The sequence below is a fragment of the Rhodococcus sp. NPDC080181 genome (genome assembly GCF_040702225.1).
Taxonomy (GTDB): domain Bacteria; phylum Actinomycetota; class Actinomycetes; order Mycobacteriales; family Mycobacteriaceae; genus Rhodococcoides; species Rhodococcoides fascians.
Genome location: NZ_JBFBKN010000023.1, coordinates 61,536 through 79,380, shown reverse-complemented (window position 1 = coordinate 79,380; position 17,845 = coordinate 61,536). Strand labels below are relative to the sequence as shown.

The following is a 17,845-nucleotide window of genomic DNA, read 5'->3' as shown; positions in this document are numbered from 1 at the left end:
ACGCCCGGTCCCATTCCGAACCCGGAAGCTAAGCCCTCCAGCGCCGATGGTACTGCACTCGACAGGGTGTGGGAGAGTAGGACACCGCCGAACACAACATCCCAAAATGCCCCTGACCACCCGTGGTCAGGGGCATTCTGGCATTCGAAACCACCACCCACGCAACAGTATTCGCCGCTTTCGTTGAACTGAACGCGCAGGCATCGGCACCTGCACCCCCAGTCCCATCATCGCCATACGGACCGCCCCGTCCCCTCGCGTCGAGTCGCGAACGCGCGCGCGTTCGCCGGACGCGAGCAGAACAGCGACACCAGACTGCACGCACCCGACAAACGCGCGCGCATTCGCATAGCACCAGAGGTGCCGGCACCACGTCGCCTCCGACAGTGCCGGACGTTCACTCGCAACACCCACCCCCGTCGCATACGCGAGCGCATCGCGCAGACAAAGGGGATCGGTGATCCCCAACCGTGTCGCCCGCTGAGGCGCGCCACCCCACCCCGTTCGCACACGCGAGCGCGTTCGCCACACGCGAGCAGAACAGCGACACCAGACCGCGCGCACCTGACAAACGCGCGCGCTTGCGTACGCCGGGAAGGCCTACCGACCGATCGAATCGAAGTAGTCGGGCCACACTCCACCACTCGTTCGAGTGCGCCCCTGGAACGCCCAGCTGCACAACAATTCTCGAGCGCCGAATTTAATCAGTGGAGTTCGAAGCCTCGGCAGTGCATGATCGTCGTACGGGTACATCGCATCGATCGTGGAGGTGGACAATGGCAGCAAATTTCGAGCTCGCAGGCCGGGGCGTCGTCTACACGCGATCCGCGGCTATTGCCGATCACGCTCTTTGAGTAGAGCTTTCGCGGATCGAGGCCGATGAGCCTCGGCAACGACGCGTCGACTATTTTGCGCCGCACGGCTGTGCTCCGTGTGAGGCGGCCATTCTTTCTGTAGGAGAACAGATGTACTACGAACATGTCTTGAGCGAACATCGACAACGGGTTGCCCGGGGTGTCGAGAACTACGAACGGCGTCGCGTAGCAGCCGAGCGGGCTGCGGAAAGTGTTGCGGCACAAGAACGAATCGAACCCGTTCAGGAATCGGTCGGGAAAGCCACTTGGGACGACGAGGAAACACCCGGAAACGGTGACAGTTCTGAATCCGGTATCGAGTCCGGATTCGTCTCGGCAAATCGCTGACCGGTCATCGTTTGACCAGATGTGAATATCGATCGCCGGCTGCGTCGATGAAGTCGCGCACGAACCAGCACGCAGGGACCACTTGGAGGCCCTGCGTGCTGGTGTCGTCGAGGGCGTATTCGGTGAGCGCGGCGGCCAGCCCTCGGCCGCGGAAACGAGGCAGTGTCACGGTGTGGTGGAAGGTTCGGACGCCGTTCGACTCGAAGTACTCGGAGTACCCGGCCGGCTCGGAGTCGACGTGAATCTCGAATCGGTGGGCGGCGGTGTCATGGGTGATCGTCACCGGCATTGCGGTACCTCCTGGCAGTATTCGATGTCTCCACGGTAACCGGCAGCCGAACGGCGATCTTCCGGTAGTTACTCGAGCACGCATCGACGCAGTAGGCTGAGGGAAACCGAGTCGTGCGAGCGCCACCCGTCGCAACACCTCTCTTCATAAGTACGGGGCGCTCGAGGCTTAAGGCGGCAAACCGTGGAAGACACATCCGACCGGGGAATCAAGGCTTTCATCAGAACCGTCGCGCAGCGCGGTGGACGCGCGGAGCGTCTGACCACCTCGCGTCGCAATCCCGTTCAGGTCTGGTCGATGGACGGTAAGTCCTCGTGCATCGTGCGTGTGCGATCGAAGGTGACGGGCGACTGGAAAGCCCGCAGACAGGACGAGTCGCTCGAGAGCGACGACACGGGGTCGTCGTACTGGGTGTTCGTGGACCTGGCAACCGAGGAACCGCGTTTCTACATGGTGTCCTCCGAGGAGATGGCGTCGGATATTCGCGGAGAAGTGGATCTGTGGGTACAGGATTCGCCGCTGCGGACGCGAACCGGGCATCACGCCATTGCAGTCGACAGGGTGGCTCACGGCAGTGAGCGCTGGGAACTGCTGGGACTGAGCGCCACCTTGGACACGTCGGTCGACGTCGGACCCGAGCAGACGTGGGTTCGCACGCCCAGGGTCAAAGCAACGCGGAAGTCCAAGGTCGTCGTCGAAGAGGAAGTGATCGACAACCGGGTACGGGTGGTGGCCGATTGCGAGGGATACCGGCTCAGCGGGCGATTCGACCCGCACACTCAGCGCCTGGAAATCACGGCCGGGCCGATGGAGGGTCGACGCTTCGACAACCCGTCCGTCGCCGCCAGTGCCGTCGCCACGCATATCAGTGGAGATGTCGAGGAGCGGGACGGCTGGCAGTTCTGGCAGTTGGACACTCCCGATCGCGCCCCTCTCGGTTCCTTTCAGTAAGAACTAGCAGGTGAACGCGGTGATTTTGTGAGCTTTCACCAAGTTCGCGCAAGGTGCGGAAACCGTCGAAGTGTCTGATTAACCTGGCGCTTGTACGACGAGCTCCCTGTTTCAATCGCTGGGTCGAATCGATGCTCGAGAGTTCGTCTGTGCATCGGGTTTCGGGTCTCAGCGAGCTCGACGGTCGACAGTGCGAGGGGTGCTGTCGACCGTGGGGAGAGGTATTCACCATGGAGCAGTCATACCGAGCGGCATCCGCTCATTCGTCCCGCTTCCTTTTTCTCATCGCACAGTTCGTCGATCGGAGAATTCCGGCGGAGTTCTTCTCGACGCAGTTTCGAGAACTCCAGAACACGCGGGTGACGTACCTCGATGCAGAGGTGTCGTCGGTGATCGGGATGCTGTCGGTCGACGTCGGGGCGTATCTGGGAGACGTCGACCTTCGCGGCGTGGACTACATCGATGCGGAACAGCTGTGGCGTGCCGCCGGCCACGCGTTTCGTGACCTCATGACATTGCAGTCCGAGCAGTTCGAGCGCGAGGCCGGCTGATCGGCCGCCGCAGCCCGTCAGCGAAATCGATCACGGTGTCGCAGAAGGTCTTCCAGCCGGAAGCGTCGGTGGGTGCCTCGCATTTCGATCGGTAGGTCTCCGGCGTCTGCCAAGCGCCGGACGTAGGTGTCGGAGACACCGAGTACCTCTGCCGCTTGCGAGGTCGTCAGCAGTTCTTCGACGGTTCCGATGGCCACAGCCCTGGCGGTGGCCAGCTGGGTGAGCAGTTCGAGCACCGCAGCGCGCGCGGGGTCGTCCAGGTCCACCGACACTCCGCCGAGACGGACATCGACGTCCGTGTCCGTGTTCTCGTGCAGTGCCGTCGTGATTCGTGCGGCGGAGCGCGAACTCAGCGCGCGGGTGACGAATCGGAAGTCCATCCGACCAGGATAGGAGCGTCCGGTTCGCCTAGGCTCGGGACACCCACCATCCGAGGAGTGTTTCAGTGCCGCAGTTGTTGCACCTGGATTCGTCTGCCGACCTGTCCCGTTCGATCAGCCGTCGGGTGACAGCCCACTTCTCGGACGCGTGGCACACCATCGGAACCGATCATTCGGTGATTCGCCGTGATCTGCACGTCAATGCATTGCCACATCTGCCGACCTCGGCACTGCATTGGGCACCGCACCTGCGGACTGCCGACGAGACCGTGGACGCGGCAGCCGAGGCTCTTCAGGTCGAGCTGATCGAGGAACTGATCTCCGCGGACGTCGTACTGATCGGTGCGCCGATGTACAACTGGTCGATCCCGTCGACGCTGAAGGCGTGGATCGACTACGTGCACGTTCCCGGAATCACGGTGCCGTTCGACGGCGACACAGCACCACTCGTCGGCAAGCCTGCGGTTGTGGTCACCAGTCGGGGGAACGAGTATACCCCGGGCTCGGAGGCAGCGTCGATCGACCACACCACGGGGCAGCTGCGGCAGGTTCTCGGTGCCGCACTGGGCATGGACGTGCATTTCGTCCCGATCGACCTGACCCTTGCCGAGCGGGTTGCCGGTCTGGCACCGAAGATTCCGCAGGCTCGGGCCAGCCTCGACACGGCATTATCGGCCGTCGACGAGCTCGCGCGGCGTTTGGGCACGATCTCGCCCGTGTGAGAGCCGAGTAGCCTGTCAGGGTGCAACCGAACGGCCCTGGTAGCGGCATCGAACGTGGACCAGGACGCCACCGGTTGGCGCGTCCGTCCGGCGACCACGCTGTTGCGCTGCGGATCGGCCGAGTGCTCGTTGCGACGGCGGCGGTGGCGTCCGTCGCAGTCAGTGGCGTCGGATTCGCGGTCTACCGGGAGGCAACCACCGGACTGACCACCTCCGATGCGCTCGACGGTATCGCGAACAACGATCCGGATGTCAACGGTGCCGACACCAACATTCTGTTGATCGGGCTCGACAGTCGTAAGGACATGGACGGCAACGATCTGCCGGCCGCGTTCGTCACCGACACCCTGCATGCCGGTGACAGCGACGTCGGGGGATACAACACCAATACGCTTCTGCTGGTGCATCTTCCGGCCGGCGGTGGATGAGCGACAGCGCTGTCGATACCGCGCGACGACTACGTCGACGTTCCCGGGTACGGCAAGCGCAAGATCAAGGAGGCCTACGGGCTCGCCAAGGCCGATGCCGACACCCAATTGCTCGACGAGGGTGTCACCGACGCGGCCGAGCGTGAGCGTCGGGCACGCGAGGCGGGGCGCCGCTCGACGCTGACGGCCGTTCGCGATCTCCTCGATGTGCCGATCGATCACTTCGCGGAAGTCAATCTTCTGGGCTTCTACGACGTGGCGACGGCAGTCGGCCCGATCCAGGTTTGCCTGAACAACCCGGTGCACGATACGTACTCGGGTGCGGACTTCCCTGCGGGTGCGCAGGAATTGAGCGCGACTCAGGCGTTGTCCTTCGTGCGTCAACGGCACGGACTCGACAACGGTGACCTCGACAGAACCAAGCGGCGGCAGGCGTTCGTGGCCGGGGTGATGGCCAAGCTCAGCGCATCCGGCGTGCTGGCGAACATCAGCGAATTGCGTGCGCTGATTGCGGGTACCAAGAACGACATCGTCATCGACGCAGGCCTCGACCCCATCGGCCTGGCCGGGGGAGCCGGTGCCGTCATGAAGGGTGATATCGACTTCTACACGCTGCCGATCACGGGCTACGACACCGTCGACGGTCAGGACGTCAATCTCGTCGACGTCGACGCCATCAGAGCCGAGGCAGCGCAATTGATCGGTCCTGCGCAGCCGACACCCGCAGCCCTCGATCCGACGTCGGATTTGGCACCACCACCGCTCGAGGTAGCCGTACCCGAGCCGTCCCAGGATCTACCGGCCGCCCCGGATCAGGGTGTGCACAGCAACGGCGGCATCCCCTGCGTCGACTGATCCCTGCATCGACTCGGTCAATGGATCGGCGTGCTCGACAGAACATCCATCAACTGCTTCTCGACGGCGGCGAACTGTGGCGTCGTCACGATCTCGAGCTCCCGGGGTCGAGGCAGCGGTACGTCGACCTGTCGTCGAACGTGGGCGGGTCGCGGCGAGAGGACCACCACCCGATCGGACAGGTAGACCGCCTCGCGGATGTCGTGGGTGATCATCAGCACCGTCCACCTGAACTCCGACCAGACCTGCTGCAGCCAGGCCTGCATGTCACTACGGGTCAACGAGTCCAATGCCCCGAAGGGCTCGTCCAACAGCAACACCGACCGTCCCTGCACCACGGTGCGCAGCAGTGCTGCTCGTTGCCGCATGCCACCGGACAGTTCGGACGGGCGAGCGGACTCGTACCCGTCGAGACCGAACACCGGGAACAACTCGCGTGCCCGCGCTCGTGCCTCCTTCTTGGCGACGCCTTGTACTTCGAGGCCGAGCGAGGTGTTGTCGAGCACCGATCGCCACGGGAACAGCAGGTCTTTCTGCGGCATGTAGGCACACGGCGGGACTCGGACCGAGCCCGAATCGGGTGTATCGAGGCCGGCGAGCATGTTGAACACCGTGCTCTTGCCCGACCCGCTCGGACCGATGATCGACACGAATTCACCGGGCCGGACGCCGAACGACACGCCGTCGAGTACCGGTTTTCCGCCGAACGATTTTCTCAGAGCCGAGATGTCGATGCTGTGCTCGAGTTCAGACATTGTGCCCCGCCGACCCCTGACGTGCCCACGGGGCGACGAAGCGTTCGAACACGAACGTCGAGACGAACAGGAGCACGCTGATCACCGCGGTGACGGCAACGGCTGCAAGAACCAAATCGGTACGGAACGAATTCTTCTGCTGACTCATGTAGATACCGAGTCCTGCTGTGGCTCCGGCGTATTCGGCAAAGATCGCACCGACGACGGCGTAGGTGATGCCGATGCGAAGCGAGGTGAAGAATCGAGGAAGTGCCGACGGTAGCCGCACGTAGCGGAACTGCTGCCAGCGGCCGGCCCCCATGGTGGACAGGAGGGCTCGCGCGTCGCGATCTGCGGCGGCGAACCCCTCGATGAGCCCGATGGCCATGGGAAAGAACGTCGCCAGTGCGATCACGAGAATCTTCGGTAACAGTCCGAACCCGAACCAGATGATGAGCAGCGGTGCGATGGCGATGATCGGCAGTGTCTGCGAGACGACGAACAAGGGTACGAACGCACGGCGCAGCCACGGCGAGAAGTCCACGGCGATGGCGAGCAGCCAGGCCAGCACGAGAGAGACTGCGAAACCGACGAGTGTCACCTGCAGTGTCGCTGCGGCATTCTCGGCAATCGCTTCGCGTTGGGCCCAGCCCTGCGTGAGAACGCGGCCGGGGGAGGGCAGTACCTGTGGCCTGATGCCGCTGACCTCGACATAGATCTGCCACACCGCGATCGACAGGACGACGACGGTCACCGCGGGCCATGCCCACCGCAACGAAGCTCGGACACCGCTGAGCGAGAACGTATCTCGCTCAGCGGTCACCGGCTCATCGATCGCCGAGGTAGTCATCGGTGAAATAGGTGGACCAGTCCGGTTCGGCGCTCAGCGGTGCACCGTTCTGATCGGTGAGTACCCCGCTGTCGTAGAGAAACTTCGAGTACGCGGTCCACGTCTCGATGCTCTGTCGTCCGACCTCGCCCGCGGAATCCTTCATGTACTTCTCTGCGAGCATCTTCTGACTCTCGAACACCAACGACTCGTCGGTGAACGTGCCGGGATTGGCGTCGATCAGATCCTGAGCCGCCCTGTCCGGATCGTCCGCTGCGAGTTGGTAGCCACGCTGCAGCGCCTGCACGAACTTCTTCGCCTCGTCCGGATGCGCAGCCAGCCACGGCTCGTTCCCGCTGATGGTGATGGCGTAAGCGTCGGGGAACCCGTAATCGGTGTAGTCGAAGTACTTCATCGGCGTTCCGCTGTGCTCTGCCTCGATGCCCTCCCAGGCGAGGTAGGACACGGTGAAGTCCGCAGTGCCGGAGTACACCGCCTCGTAGGCCGATGTGCCGAGCACGACGGTCTCGTATTCGCCTGTGCCACCGTCGTTCTCGATGACCTGCCGGAGCCCGGCCTGCTCGCCGGATTCACCGAAACCGGCGTAGACCTTGCCGTCGAGTGCGCGTGGGCTCGCGATGTCGTCCCGATCCGCACGCACTCCGATGCCGGTGGCCCAGTGCTGCAGCGGTGCGAGGACGGACACGGTCCGGGCGCCGGCGGATCTCGCGAAGACCGTCGAACTCTGGGTGCTGATACCGAATTCGGCGTTGCCTGCATCGACGAGCGTGTCTGCGGCCGTGTTGTTGTACGGCAGTACTTCCACATCGAGCCCGGCGTCGGCGAAGTAGCCCTCCTGAAGGGCGACGTAGAGGCCGGTGTGATTGGTGTTGGGAGTCCAGTCGAGGGCGAAACGGATGGTGTCGGAATCCGTCGACTGCGAGCAGCCGGCCATCACCGTGGTTGCGAGGACCGTCGCCACCATCACCGTGAGCAATCGAGACGTTCTCATGCGTGCACCGCGCTCTCGGTCGATGGCCACGGAGTGGGGTGTAATGCGCTGTCCCAGAACATCAATTCGTACCTCGACGCGACGACGAAGGCGTCGATCATCTGCTCACGCTGCAGTTCCGTCGCAGAGTCGGCCGCGTCGTCGACGAAGCCCTTGGCGGCATCGACGAGGGCATGGAATTCGGGTGCGTCGTAGTTGGCCACCCACTGTGCGTAGGGATGACCGGGATCGCGTGCGAGCACGGCTTTCGCCGCTCCGGCGAGCGAGCGGCCGACGTCGGCGTAGATCCAGAAGCACGGCAGAACAGCTGCCGCCGCAACGGGATACGGCTCGGTCGCGGCGACGGCCGTCAGGTAGGAGGTGTAGCCGAGGCATGCCGGTGAAGGCGTCGGCGTCTCGGTGGAGGGCGGAAGAACGTCTCCGGTGAGCATGGCCTCGTGCGAGGCGGCCTCGTCCATCGCGCTCGCTGCAGCGCCGGCCCAGAAGGCTCCGGCCACCGGTGTCGGCGCGTGCGCTGCCAGCAGGGACAGCGACTTCACGTAGCCACCGAGATACAGCGAATCCTGTTCCAGATATCGACGGAACGCGTCGAGGGGAAGGGTTCCCGCACCGAGTTGGCGGAGGAATTCTAGATCGTCGATCGCGCGTCTGATGTGCGCGGATGCGTCCCAGAGTCGATCGGTGAAGCGGACCGGGTCCGCAGATACAACAGGCGTCATCGCCTTTGACATCCCTTCGTCAGTATTACCTGCATCAGGTTCGGCGGGTTTGATCTCAGCATCCGCATCGGCGGACACACCCCGTGTCAGAACGTCAGTGACAGTAACACCGGTCACGATGTGCCGGTGTTACTGCCCCTTCACCTCGGCATGGGTCTAGCCCAGCATGTCCTCGAGCTCCATGCCCTTGGTCTCACGGATGTTGGACTTGACGAAGAGGAACGACAGCGCAGCGAAGAGCGCGAAGCCGGCGTAGATGACCCACAATCCGACGGACGACGTCAGTGGTGGGAAGGCAAGCGTGACAGCGAAGTTGGCGATCCAATTCGCAGCCGTACCGATACCCAGAGCCATGGCGCGCATCCGGTTGGGGAACATCTCGCCGAGCATGACCCACATGATCGGCCCCCAGGTCGATGCGAAAAAGATGACGAACAGATTCGCCCCGACCAACGCGATCGCACCCCACGGCGACGGCAGACTGACCTCGTCGCCGCTGCCGGTCGCCTGCGAGAAGGCGACGGATGCCATGACGAGTCCGACGAACATTCCGATGGACCCCGCCATCAGCAGCTTGCGCCTGCCGATGCGATCGACGAACAGAATCGCCACGAACGTCATGGCCACGTTGATGACCGCGGTGATGACCGAGGTGGTGAACGACTGGTCCTCGGTGAACCCGACCGACCGCCACAGCGTCGTCGAGTAGTAGAAGATCGCATTGATGCCGACCAGCTGTTGCAGGACGGCCATCGTGATGCCCACCCAGACGATCGGCTGCAGACCGAACTTGGGGCCACGGATGTCGGCGAACGACGATCGGGCCTCCTTGCGCAGCGTCAGCCTGATCTCGTGCACTCGCTCGTCCGGATGCAGCTCGCCGGTGATGTTCGCCAGAACCGCGGCGGCTTCCTCGTCCAGATGCTGACCCACCAGGTAGCGGGGTGACTCCGGGATCAGGGTGGCCAGGATTCCGTAGACCAGAGCGGGGACCACACCGACGAGGAACATCCAGCGCCACGCCTCGACACCGAACCACAGGTCGTTGGAGGCTCCGTCGGCCGCACCCGCGAGAAGGGCGTCGGACAGTAGGGCAGCGAAGATACCGATGGTGATCGCCAATTGCTGCAGCGAGGCCAGCGCGCCACGCCATTTGGCGGGCGCGATTTCGGCGATGTAGGCCGGTGCGATGACCGACGCGATGCCGATGCCGAGACCGCCGAGCACACGCCAGAGCATGAGATCGGGAACGCTGAACGCGAGCCCGGAGCCGACCGAGGAAATGACGAACAGGGCCGAGCCGAGGAGCATCACCTTCTTGCGGCCCCAGCGATCGGCGAGGCTACCGGCGAACCAGGCACCGATCGCGCAGCCGATCAGGGCTATCGCAACCACGAAGCCGGTGGTGAACGAGCCGAGAGAGAAGTGGTCTTCGATCGAATCGACAGCTCCGTTGATGACCGAACTGTCGAAGCCGAACAGGAAGCCGCCTACAGCGGCGGCGACGCTGACGCCGATGACCTTCGCTGTGTGACGGTCCGAGGTCTGATTCATGTGTGATGCACCTTCTGGCCGCGCGCGGGCGCCGGCCGCTGGGGAGACCGTACGGCAGGGATTGTCGTACCGTCCTGGGACATTACGCCTGGTCTTTCGCCGCGCGAACGACGCCGTCAGCGAAGGTCGAAATCGTCGTCCGAGACGGTGAATCCGTGGCCGACCTGATCGGTGCAGGTGACTCCGGTCTGCTCGTCGACGCTGCATCGAAGCCCGTTGGTGGATCCGCTACCCGCGACGGTCAGTTCGTCGCCGTACGGGAGTGCCGCCGCGGGTCCGTCGAATCGGTGGAACTTGGGATCGCCCAGGCTCTCGAACTTCGCCGGGGAGCCGGCGATGATCTGCACGGAATTAGGTTTCACCCGGTCGGAGGATGCACTGTCGGTCACCTCGGGGGCCGAGTCGGGCAGCGAGCCGTGGCAACCGGCGATCGACGTCTCTTGTACGGCTATACCGCACTCGAACTTGCCGCTGGGGCTCGTGAAGTAGTACCAGCCCGGAGCCTTGCCCGCGTACTGTGTCGGGTTCGCTTGCTGCGCAACGGCACTCGGCGTGGTCTTCGTGGTGCTGGACGGTGTCGTGGAGGACGGCGTGGAAGGCACACTGCTCGACGGCAGGCCACGGTCGGTGGTCGGAACCGCGGTGATCGGCTGGGGGCGGTCGGTGATGACCGTCGCCATGGGTCCGTCACCTCCGCCGCCCGAACCGCAGGCAGACAACAGGCACACTCCGACGACCGCCGCCAGGGCGGATCCAATTCTCTTCATGACTCGTTCCTCGGTTCGATGGGAGCGCTGCCGGGGGTTTCGAGCGGGCCGGCGTCGGGGATGGAGTTGGTACGTTGAGCAACGACCCGAAGGGAGGTGCGATGGACGACACCACGTCCGACTCCACCGTGCGTGTGAGCACGCCGTACGGCGACGTTCTCGGCTACCCGGTGGCGGCCGACGCATCGCCGACAGTCGCCTGGAGGGGTATTCCGTACGCAACGCCGCCGGTGGGTGAGTTGCGGTTTCGAGCCCCGCGTCCCCTGCAGCCGTGGAACGGCGTGCTCGACGGTCTGCACTTCGGTGCGATGGCACCGCAGGGCCGCGACAGCCCGGTCCCGATCGATCCGTCGTTGTCGATCTCCGAGGATTGCCTGTCGCTCAACGTGTGGGCACCACGGCCGGACGGCGAACTGCGTCCGGTGCTGGTGTGGATCCACGGCGGCGCGTATTCGCTCGGTTCGTCCGCGCAACAGGTGTACGACGGGCGACATCTGAGCGAGAACGGCGACGTGGTCGTGGTCTCGATCAACTTTCGTCTCGGCGCATTCGGCTTTCTCGATCTGTCGTCCTTCTCCACCGACGAGCACGTCTTCGAGACCAATCTCGGCTTGCGCGACCAGATTGCGGCGCTGCACTGGGTCCGGGAGTGCATCTCCGCCTTCGGTGGGGACCCCGACGAGATCACCGTCTTCGGCGAGTCCTCCGGGGGCGCGTCGGTCACCACTCTGATGACCTCGCCCAAGGCCGAGGGGCTCTTCCATCGAGCGATCGTGCAAAGTGCCCCGGCCACGTCCGTGTACGGTCCCGAACGCGGCGCTGCGGTGGCCGCCCGGTTCCTCGAGCTCGTGGGGGTCGACCGCGAGGACGTCGGCGAGTTGCTCGAGATGCACTTCAGCAGACTGGTCACCGCGGGGGACACCCTCTGCTACGAGATTCCGACCACAGTGCCTGGGACGCTGGGGCTTTCGCCCGTCGTGGACGGAGACGTCGTGCCCCGCTATCCGGTCGCGGCCTTCCAGAAAGGTCTGTCGCACAGAATTCCGTTGATCATCGGCACCAATCACGACGAGCCCTCGATCTTCCGGTTCATGAAGTCCCCGTTGATGCCGATCACATCCGACACCGTCTCGGAGATGTTCCGGGCCATCGCGCACGATCACGCGGACATGCCCGCCTCGCGCATCGCAGAAATCATGGCCGCCTACCCGGACAGGAACAAACCTGCTGGGGCTCAGGCCATCTCGCGTGACGCAGGCTTCGTCATGCCGAGTCTGTGGATCGCCGACGGGCACAGTAGACATTCGCCGACCTGGATGTACCGTTTCGATCACGCGACGCCGATGCTCAAGGCCGCGCGAGTAGGGGCCGGCCACGCGACCGAACTGCCGTACGTGTTCGGCAATTTCGGAACTCTCAACCGAGATCCCACCTTCTGGCTGGGGGGTCGGAAACCTGCGATGGCGGTGTCGGCCCGGATGCAGCGGCGGTGGCTGGCCTTCGCGCGGTACGGAGTACCGGCCGCGCTGGACGCGTCCAAGCACTGGGCCCCGTACACCGAGAAGAATCGATGGACTCTGGTGATCGATACGTCCGACACTCTCGTCGACGATCCCGACGGAGACATGCGCGCTGCCTGGGGCGACCGGGTGGTGGGATTCAGCTGACCCGTCGCCGGCCCGCCGCCGGGTCGTTCCGCAGGCTTCACTCCTGCTCGGGACGTCACAGGCATGCATCGAACGTAACAGCAAGAACACCGGCCGCTGGAGTCACAGCGGTAACAATTGAATGTCAGGCAGGAGTGGAGCCTGCGGAATGACCCGGTTGGGTAGGCCAGTCGGTGGGTGCGGTTATGTTCGATGAGTGCTGATGTCCAGGATTGTCGAAACCTCTCGGGCCGTGGCCGCGACGCGTTCGCGCAAGGTCAAAATCGAGGAGCTCGGTGCTGTGCTGTCCGAGGCACAGGCGGGTGATATCGAACCGGCGGTGTCGTGGTTGTCGGGCGAATTGCCACAGGGGCGAATCGGGGTCGGCTGGCGCACACTCGCAGATCTGGATGTCCCGTCCGCATCGGAGTCGACGCTGACCGTTGCCGAGGTGGACGAGAAGTTGTCCGAGGTGGCGGCGACGTCGGGCGCTGGTTCGGCTGCGCGACGTTCGGCCCTGCTGCTGGACTTGTTCTCGCGGACCACGGCCGACGAGCGTGCGTTCGTCATCAGGTTGGTCACGGGCGAGCTGAGGCAAGGTGCGCTCGAGGGCATCATGGTCGACGCCGTTGCGGCTGCCACAGCTCTGCCGCAGGCGTCGGTGCGGCGGGCGTTCATGCTGTCCGGTCGATTGTCTGCCACTGCCGTCGCCGCCATGACCGGTGGTGTCGAGGCATTGAAGGCCTTTCGACTCGAAGTCGGTCGGCCGGTTCGCCCAATGCTGGCGTCGCCGGCGGAGTCTCTTCGGGGTGCCTGGGAGCAGCTGGCGGGGGATGTGACGGTCGAGTACAAGCTGGACGGTGCCCGAATTCAGGTGCATCGCTCGGGATCCGACGTGAGCATCTACACGCGCACCCTGCGCGATATCACCGCCGGTGTGCCCGAGCTGGTGGAACTGGTCCGTGCACTTCCCTGCGAGTCGGTGGTCCTCGATGGCGAAACACTCGCACTGGACGACAGTGGCAGGCCGCGTCCGTTCCAGGAGACGATGAGCCGGTTCGGTGCCGAGAGCGCACACGAATTGTTGCTGCAGCCCTACTTCTTCGACTGTCTGCATCTCGACGGCGTCGATCTGCTCGACGCTCCACTCGAAGAGCGTCTCGCAGCGCTCGACAAGGTGGCGCCGGGACATCGGATTCCGAGTGCCGTACGGCCCGACGCCGACGGGGCGGCTGCCCACTTCGATGCTGCGCTCGATGCCGGGCACGAGGGAGTCATGCTCAAGGCCCTGAGCGCCCCGTATGCGGCAGGCCGGCGCGGAAAGAGTTGGCAGAAGGTCAAACCCGAACACACTCTCGATCTCGTTGTTCTCGGCGCGGAGTGGGGATACGGCCGACGGACGGGCTTTCTGTCCAACCTGCATCTGGGGGCCCGCGATCCCGACGGCGGTGAACCGATCATGGTCGGCAAGACGTTCAAAGGCCTGACCGATGTGCTGCTGCAGTGGCAGACGGAGGAATTCCCGAAGCACGAACGCGAGCGAGATCAGCACACCGTGTACCTGCGGCCCGAGTTGATAGTCGAAATCGAACTCGACGGAGTGCAGGTCAGCTCGCGCTATCCGGGCGGGGTAGCGCTGCGTTTCGCCCGAGTGTTGCGATACCGACCGGACAAGAACCTTGCCACGGCAGACACCATCGATGCAGTCCGCGCGTTGTTGCCCAACTCGAACTCGTGAGTTCGCCGAGAACTGTGCACGATTAATACATACGAAACCGGACGAACGATCCCGTAACACGGCGCAAAATACCTTGAGGGTGCAAGCCAGCGAGAGATGGAGTGCCGATGATGTCCACAGTTCGAGCTGCGTTGGTCCAGAGCACGTGGACCGGTGACAAAGAATCGATGATCGAGGCACACGAGGGGTTCGCTCGGTCAGCCGCCGAGCAGGGCGCGAAAGTTGTCTGCTTTCAAGAGCTTTTCTACGGTCCGTACTTCTGCCAGCTCCAGGATGCGAAATTCTACGAGTACGCCGAATCCGTACCGGGCCCGACGGTCGACCGGTTCGCGGCGTTGGCGAAAGAGCTCGGGATCGTCATGATCCTGCCCGTCTACGAGCAGGAGCAGCCCGGGTTGCTCTACAACACCGCTGCTTTGGTCGACGCGGACGGCACGTATCTCGGTAAATACCGCAAGCATCACATTCCCCACGTCAACGGATTCTGGGAGAAGTTCTATTTTCGCCCCGGCAACCTGGGGTGGCCGGTGTTCGATACCGCCGTCGGCCGCATCGGTGTCTATATCTGTTACGACCGGCACTTTCCCGAAGGCTGGCGTGCTCTCGGACTCGCCGGTGCCGAGATCGTCTTCAATCCCTCGGCGACCTCACGGGGTCTGTCGAATTATCTGTGGAAGCTCGAGCAACCCGCGTCCGCCGTCGCGAACGAGTACTACGTCGGTGCGATCAACCGCGTCGGAATCGAATCCGAGTACGGCGACGACGATTTCTACGGCACCAGCTATTTCGTCGATCCCGAGGGCAAATTCGTCGGCGAGGTGGCGTCGGATTCCAAGTCGGAGATCGTCGTTCGGGACCTGGACATGGACCTGATCAAAGTGGTCCGCGACCGATGGGCGTTCTATCGTGATCGCAGACCCGACGCCTACGGCCCACTGGTGCAACCCTGATGGCCACCACCTTCGTGCACGGCGGCACTGTCGTATCCACCACCGGCGCACAGGAACTGGATGTGCTCATCGACGGTGAGACCATCGTCGCAGTGCTGGCACCCGGCTCGGTGTCCTTGGCCGCAGATCTGAAGACATCGGCGGACGTCGTCATCGATGCCACCGGGAAGTACGTGATTCCGGGCGGCGTCGACGGACACACGCACATGGAGATGCCGTTCGGGGGCACGTTCGCCTCCGATACCTTCGAAACCGGGACGCGCGCAGCGGCGTGGGGTGGTACGACGACCATCGTGGATTTCGCCATCCAGACTCCCGGCCAACGCGTCCAGGACACTCTGGCGCAGTGGCACGACAAGGCCGCCGGTCGGTGCGCGATCGATTACGGGTTTCATCAGATCATCGGCGACGTCACCGATGATTCGCTGAAAGCCATGAGCGAGTTGGTCTCCGAGGGTGTCACCAGCTTCAAACTCTTCATGGCGTATCCGGGGGTCTTCTACTCCGACGACGGCAAGATCCTGCGAGCCATGCAGTCGGCGGCGGAAACGGGTGCGCTGTTGATGATGCACGCGGAGAACGGGATTGCCATCGATGTCCTCGTGGCCCAGTCCATCGCACGCGGCGACACGGCCCCGTACTTCCACGGGACATCGCGTCCGTGGCAGCTGGAGGAAGAGGCGACGCATCGAGCGATCATGCTGGCCGACGTCACCGGAGCGCCGCTGTACGTCGTGCACGTATCGGCAAAACAGGCTCTCGAACAGATTGCGCAGGCTCGGGGCAACGGGCAGAACGTGTTTGCCGAGACGTGTCCGCAGTACCTTTATCTCTCGCTCGAAGAACAACTCGGTGCACCCGGCTTCGAGGGGGCCAAATGGGTCTGCTCGACGCCCCTGCGGTCGCGGGCCGAGGGCCATCAGGACGAACTGTGGCGCTACCTGCGCACCGGTGACGTGGCAACCGTCAGTACCGACCACTGCCCGTTCTGCATGAAGGACCAGAAAGAAATGGGAATCGGCGATTTCTCCAAAATTCCCAACGGAATCGGTTCGGTGGAACATCGCATCGACTTGATGTTCCAGGGGGTCAAGAGCGGCAAGATCACCCTCGAGAAGTGGGTCGACGTCTGTTGCACCACCCCGGCCCGGATGTTCGGTATGTATCCGAGAAAGGGCGTCATCAGCCCCGGAGCAGATGCCGACATCGTGATCTACGACCCGAACGGGCACACCAGCATCGGGGTCGAGAAGACCCACCACATGAACATGGACTATTCGGCGTACGAGGGTTTCGAGATCGACGGCCACGTGGACACCGTGATGTCTCGCGGGCGCGTCATCGTCGACAGTGGATCCTATTCCGGCACTGCGGGACACGGCTGCTTCGTTCGCCGCGACCTGTCACAGAATCTGATCTGAGCATGGACATCGGGGTGGTGCTGCAGTGCAATCCGCCGGCGTCGCGGGTGATCGATCTGGCCAGACAGGCCGAGACGCATGGGTTTTCGCACGTATGGACGTTCGATTCGCATCTGCTGTGGCAGGAACCGTACGTCATCTACAGCCAGATTCTGGCCGCGACCAGGCGCGTGACCGTGGGTCCGATGGTCACCAATCCGGCTACCCGCGATTGGACCGTGACGGCGTCGACGTTCGCGACTCTCAACGACATGTTCGGCAATCGAACCGTCTGCGGCATCGGTCGGGGTGATTCCGCGGTCCGCGCTCTCGGAGGGAAGCCGACAACACTTGCCTCGCTTCGAGACTCGATCGAGGTGATCCGAAATCTGGCCAACGGGCGCAGCGCCCGGGTGGGTGAGACGACGGTGCAGTTCCCGTGGGCGGAGCATTCGACGCTGGAGGTGTGGGTCGCGGCGTACGGACCGAAAGCCCTCGAGCTCACCGGGCAGGTAGCGGACGGATTCATTCTGCAATTGGCAGATCCGGATATTGCTGCGTGGACGATCGGCCGAGTGCGTGCTGCGGCCGAGCAGGCGGGCCGAGATCCGGATTCGATCTCGATCTGCGTGGCAGCTCCCGCCTACGTCACCGACGGTACCGAGGCCGGGCTCGAACATGCCCGCGATCAATGTCGTTGGTTCGGTGGGATGGTCGGCAATCACGTCGCCGATATCGTCGCACGCTACGGCGGTGACGGCGGCGGTGTTCCGCAGGCACTCACCGACTACATCGCGGCGCGCAAAGGATATGACTACAACGAGCACGGTCGAGCCGGAAACTCGCACGCAGAATTCGTTCCGGACGAGGTGATCGACAGGTTCTGCCTACTGGGCACCCCGGCCGATCACATCGCCAAGCTGAAGGAGCTCGAGGCGCTCGGCGTCGACCAGTTCTCGGTGTACCTGCAGCACGACGCCAAGGCAGCGACGCTCGAAGCGTACGGAGAGAGCATCATCCCGCAGATTCGCACATCTGTCACGGCTACGTCGTGACGGGCGACGGGACTGTTGCCGTCGGCCAGTCGTACGCTCCGGTGAGTGTCACACCGAAGAAAG

At 63.7% G+C, this 17,845-nt stretch carries 18 protein-coding genes, 1 rRNA gene and 1 riboswitch; of the genes, 11 read left to right on the top strand and 8 right to left on the bottom strand.

All coding sequences use genetic code 11. The annotated features are described in order from the left end of the window. Positions 1–93, top strand: a 5S ribosomal RNA gene (gene rrf, locus AB0O58_RS21960); the annotation flags it as partial. A gap of 1,113 nt (positions 94–1,206) precedes the next feature. Here rrf and AB0O58_RS21955 read toward each other — a convergent pair. Further along, a complete protein-coding gene (locus tag AB0O58_RS21955; RefSeq protein WP_027497965.1) occupies positions 1,207–1,491 on the bottom strand; it encodes a GNAT family N-acetyltransferase in 285 nt (94 codons plus the stop codon). Between the two features lie 183 nt (positions 1,492–1,674). On the opposite strand from AB0O58_RS21955, the gene AB0O58_RS21950 reads away from it, so the two are divergent. Together AB0O58_RS21950 and AB0O58_RS21945 are read left to right on the top strand one after the other, a co-directional pair. Continuing rightward, on the top strand, positions 1,675–2,442 hold the full coding sequence (locus AB0O58_RS21950; RefSeq protein WP_032365542.1) for a hypothetical protein: 768 nt from the start codon (positions 1,675–1,677) through the stop codon (positions 2,440–2,442). A 230-nt stretch (positions 2,443–2,672) separates the two neighbouring features. Next, entirely contained in the window at positions 2,673–2,993 is a 321-nt protein-coding gene (locus AB0O58_RS21945) for a colicin immunity domain-containing protein (protein ID WP_027497963.1), read from the top strand. Between the two features lie 17 nt (positions 2,994–3,010). On the opposite strand, the gene AB0O58_RS21940 is transcribed toward AB0O58_RS21945, so the two are convergent. Next, positions 3,011–3,373, bottom strand: a complete 363-nt coding sequence (locus AB0O58_RS21940; RefSeq protein WP_032389982.1) for a helix-turn-helix domain-containing protein — start codon at positions 3,371–3,373, stop codon at positions 3,011–3,013. A 65-nt stretch (positions 3,374–3,438) separates the two neighbouring features. On the opposite strand from AB0O58_RS21940, the gene AB0O58_RS21935 reads away from it, so the two are divergent. The 3 genes from AB0O58_RS21935 to AB0O58_RS21925 are packed head-to-tail and all read left to right on the top strand — an operon-like array spanning position 3,439 to position 5,378. After that, positions 3,439–4,095: an NAD(P)H-dependent oxidoreductase gene (locus AB0O58_RS21935; RefSeq protein ID WP_080731785.1), complete on the top strand. Its 657-nt coding sequence runs from the start codon at positions 3,439–3,441 to the stop codon at positions 4,093–4,095. Positions 4,096–4,115: 20 nt separating this feature from the next. After that, entirely contained in the window at positions 4,116–4,523 is a 408-nt protein-coding gene (locus tag AB0O58_RS21930) for a hypothetical protein (protein WP_366238775.1), read from the top strand. A gap of 9 nt (positions 4,524–4,532) precedes the next feature. Next, a complete protein-coding gene (locus tag AB0O58_RS21925) occupies positions 4,533–5,378 on the top strand; it encodes an LCP family protein (RefSeq protein ID WP_366238779.1) in 846 nt (281 codons plus the stop codon). A 17-nt stretch (positions 5,379–5,395) separates the two neighbouring features. Here the strand turns inward: AB0O58_RS21925 and AB0O58_RS21920 are convergent, their stop codons facing one another. From AB0O58_RS21920 to AB0O58_RS21895, 6 genes are all read right to left on the bottom strand, one after another. Next, entirely contained in the window at positions 5,396–6,133 is a 738-nt protein-coding gene (locus tag AB0O58_RS21920; protein ID WP_366238774.1) for an ABC transporter ATP-binding protein, read from the bottom strand. Continuing rightward, positions 6,126–6,962 carry an ABC transporter permease gene (locus AB0O58_RS21915; protein ID WP_366238773.1) on the bottom strand — a complete coding sequence of 279 codons (837 nt, stop codon included), beginning with the start codon at positions 6,960–6,962 and terminating at the stop codon, positions 6,126–6,128. Before AB0O58_RS21915 ends, AB0O58_RS21920 begins: the two co-directional genes overlap by 8 nt. Then, the gene (locus AB0O58_RS21910) at positions 6,940–7,926 is read right to left on the bottom strand and encodes an ABC transporter substrate-binding protein (protein ID WP_366238778.1); all 987 of its coding nucleotides are present in this window, start codon (positions 7,924–7,926) and stop codon (positions 6,940–6,942) included. The genes AB0O58_RS21915 and AB0O58_RS21910 overlap by 23 nt, the downstream gene beginning before the upstream one ends. Positions 7,927–7,949: 23 nt before the next feature. Further along, positions 7,950–8,672, bottom strand: a complete 723-nt coding sequence (locus AB0O58_RS21905; RefSeq protein WP_366238772.1) for a TenA family protein — start codon at positions 8,670–8,672, stop codon at positions 7,950–7,952. Further along, positions 8,667–8,766: riboswitch (TPP riboswitch) on the bottom strand. (Overlaps the previous gene by 6 nt.) A gap of 62 nt (positions 8,767–8,828) precedes the next feature. Next, entirely contained in the window at positions 8,829–10,226 is a 1,398-nt protein-coding gene (locus tag AB0O58_RS21900) for a sugar porter family MFS transporter (RefSeq protein WP_027497956.1), read from the bottom strand. Between the two features lie 116 nt (positions 10,227–10,342). Next, positions 10,343–10,993, bottom strand: coding sequence for a hypothetical protein (locus AB0O58_RS21895; protein ID WP_306905265.1), 651 nt, complete (start codon positions 10,991–10,993; stop codon positions 10,343–10,345). Between the two features lie 101 nt (positions 10,994–11,094). On the opposite strand from AB0O58_RS21895, the gene AB0O58_RS21890 reads away from it, so the two are divergent. The 5 genes from AB0O58_RS21890 (at position 11,095) to AB0O58_RS21870 (ending at position 17,782) form a co-directional block, all read left to right on the top strand. Next, positions 11,095–12,660, top strand: coding sequence for a carboxylesterase/lipase family protein (locus tag AB0O58_RS21890; protein WP_306905263.1), 1,566 nt, complete (start codon positions 11,095–11,097; stop codon positions 12,658–12,660). A gap of 196 nt (positions 12,661–12,856) precedes the next feature. Further along, positions 12,857–14,377 (top strand): ATP-dependent DNA ligase, encoded by a 1,521-nt coding sequence (locus tag AB0O58_RS21885; RefSeq protein ID WP_306905260.1) that lies wholly within the window; start codon positions 12,857–12,859, stop codon positions 14,375–14,377. A 110-nt stretch (positions 14,378–14,487) separates the two neighbouring features. After that, positions 14,488–15,327, top strand: coding sequence for a nitrilase-related carbon-nitrogen hydrolase (locus tag AB0O58_RS21880; RefSeq protein ID WP_366238777.1), 840 nt, complete (start codon positions 14,488–14,490; stop codon positions 15,325–15,327). After that, entirely contained in the window at positions 15,327–16,748 is a 1,422-nt protein-coding gene (hydA, locus tag AB0O58_RS21875) for a dihydropyrimidinase (RefSeq protein WP_366238771.1), read from the top strand. The genes AB0O58_RS21880 and hydA overlap by 1 nt, the downstream gene beginning before the upstream one ends. Before the next feature lie 2 nt (positions 16,749–16,750). Next, positions 16,751–17,782 carry a TIGR03842 family LLM class F420-dependent oxidoreductase gene (locus AB0O58_RS21870; RefSeq protein WP_306905256.1) on the top strand — a complete coding sequence of 344 codons (1,032 nt, stop codon included), beginning with the start codon at positions 16,751–16,753 and terminating at the stop codon, positions 17,780–17,782. Positions 17,783–17,845: the final 63 nt, after the last annotated feature.

Excerpts from the sequence above, each read along its gene's own strand:
- AB0O58_RS21955 (WP_027497965.1), bottom strand. The coding sequence starts at position 1,491 with ATGCCGGTGACGATCACCCATGACACCGCCGCCCACCGATTCGAGATT.
- AB0O58_RS21945 (WP_027497963.1), top strand. The coding sequence starts at position 2,673 with ATGGAGCAGTCATACCGAGCGGCATCCGCTCATTCGTCCCGCTTCCTT.
- AB0O58_RS21940 (WP_032389982.1), bottom strand. The coding sequence starts at position 3,373 with ATGGACTTCCGATTCGTCACCCGCGCGCTGAGTTCGCGCTCCGCCGCA.
- AB0O58_RS21920 (WP_366238774.1), bottom strand. The coding sequence starts at position 6,133 with ATGTCTGAACTCGAGCACAGCATCGACATCTCGGCTCTGAGAAAATCG.
- AB0O58_RS21915 (WP_366238773.1), bottom strand. The coding sequence starts at position 6,962 with ATGACTACCTCGGCGATCGATGAGCCGGTGACCGCTGAGCGAGATACG.
- AB0O58_RS21910 (WP_366238778.1), bottom strand. The coding sequence starts at position 7,926 with ATGGTGGCGACGGTCCTCGCAACCACGGTGATGGCCGGCTGCTCGCAG.
- AB0O58_RS21905 (WP_366238772.1), bottom strand. The coding sequence starts at position 8,672 with ATGACGCCTGTTGTATCTGCGGACCCGGTCCGCTTCACCGATCGACTC.
- AB0O58_RS21900 (WP_027497956.1), bottom strand. The coding sequence starts at position 10,226 with ATGAATCAGACCTCGGACCGTCACACAGCGAAGGTCATCGGCGTCAGC.
- AB0O58_RS21895 (WP_306905265.1), bottom strand. The coding sequence starts at position 10,993 with ATGAAGAGAATTGGATCCGCCCTGGCGGCGGTCGTCGGAGTGTGCCTG.
- AB0O58_RS21890 (WP_306905263.1), top strand. The coding sequence starts at position 11,095 with ATGGACGACACCACGTCCGACTCCACCGTGCGTGTGAGCACGCCGTAC.
- AB0O58_RS21880 (WP_366238777.1), top strand. The coding sequence starts at position 14,488 with ATGTCCACAGTTCGAGCTGCGTTGGTCCAGAGCACGTGGACCGGTGAC.
- hydA (WP_366238771.1), top strand. The coding sequence starts at position 15,327 with ATGGCCACCACCTTCGTGCACGGCGGCACTGTCGTATCCACCACCGGC.
- AB0O58_RS21870 (WP_306905256.1), top strand. The coding sequence starts at position 16,751 with ATGGACATCGGGGTGGTGCTGCAGTGCAATCCGCCGGCGTCGCGGGTG.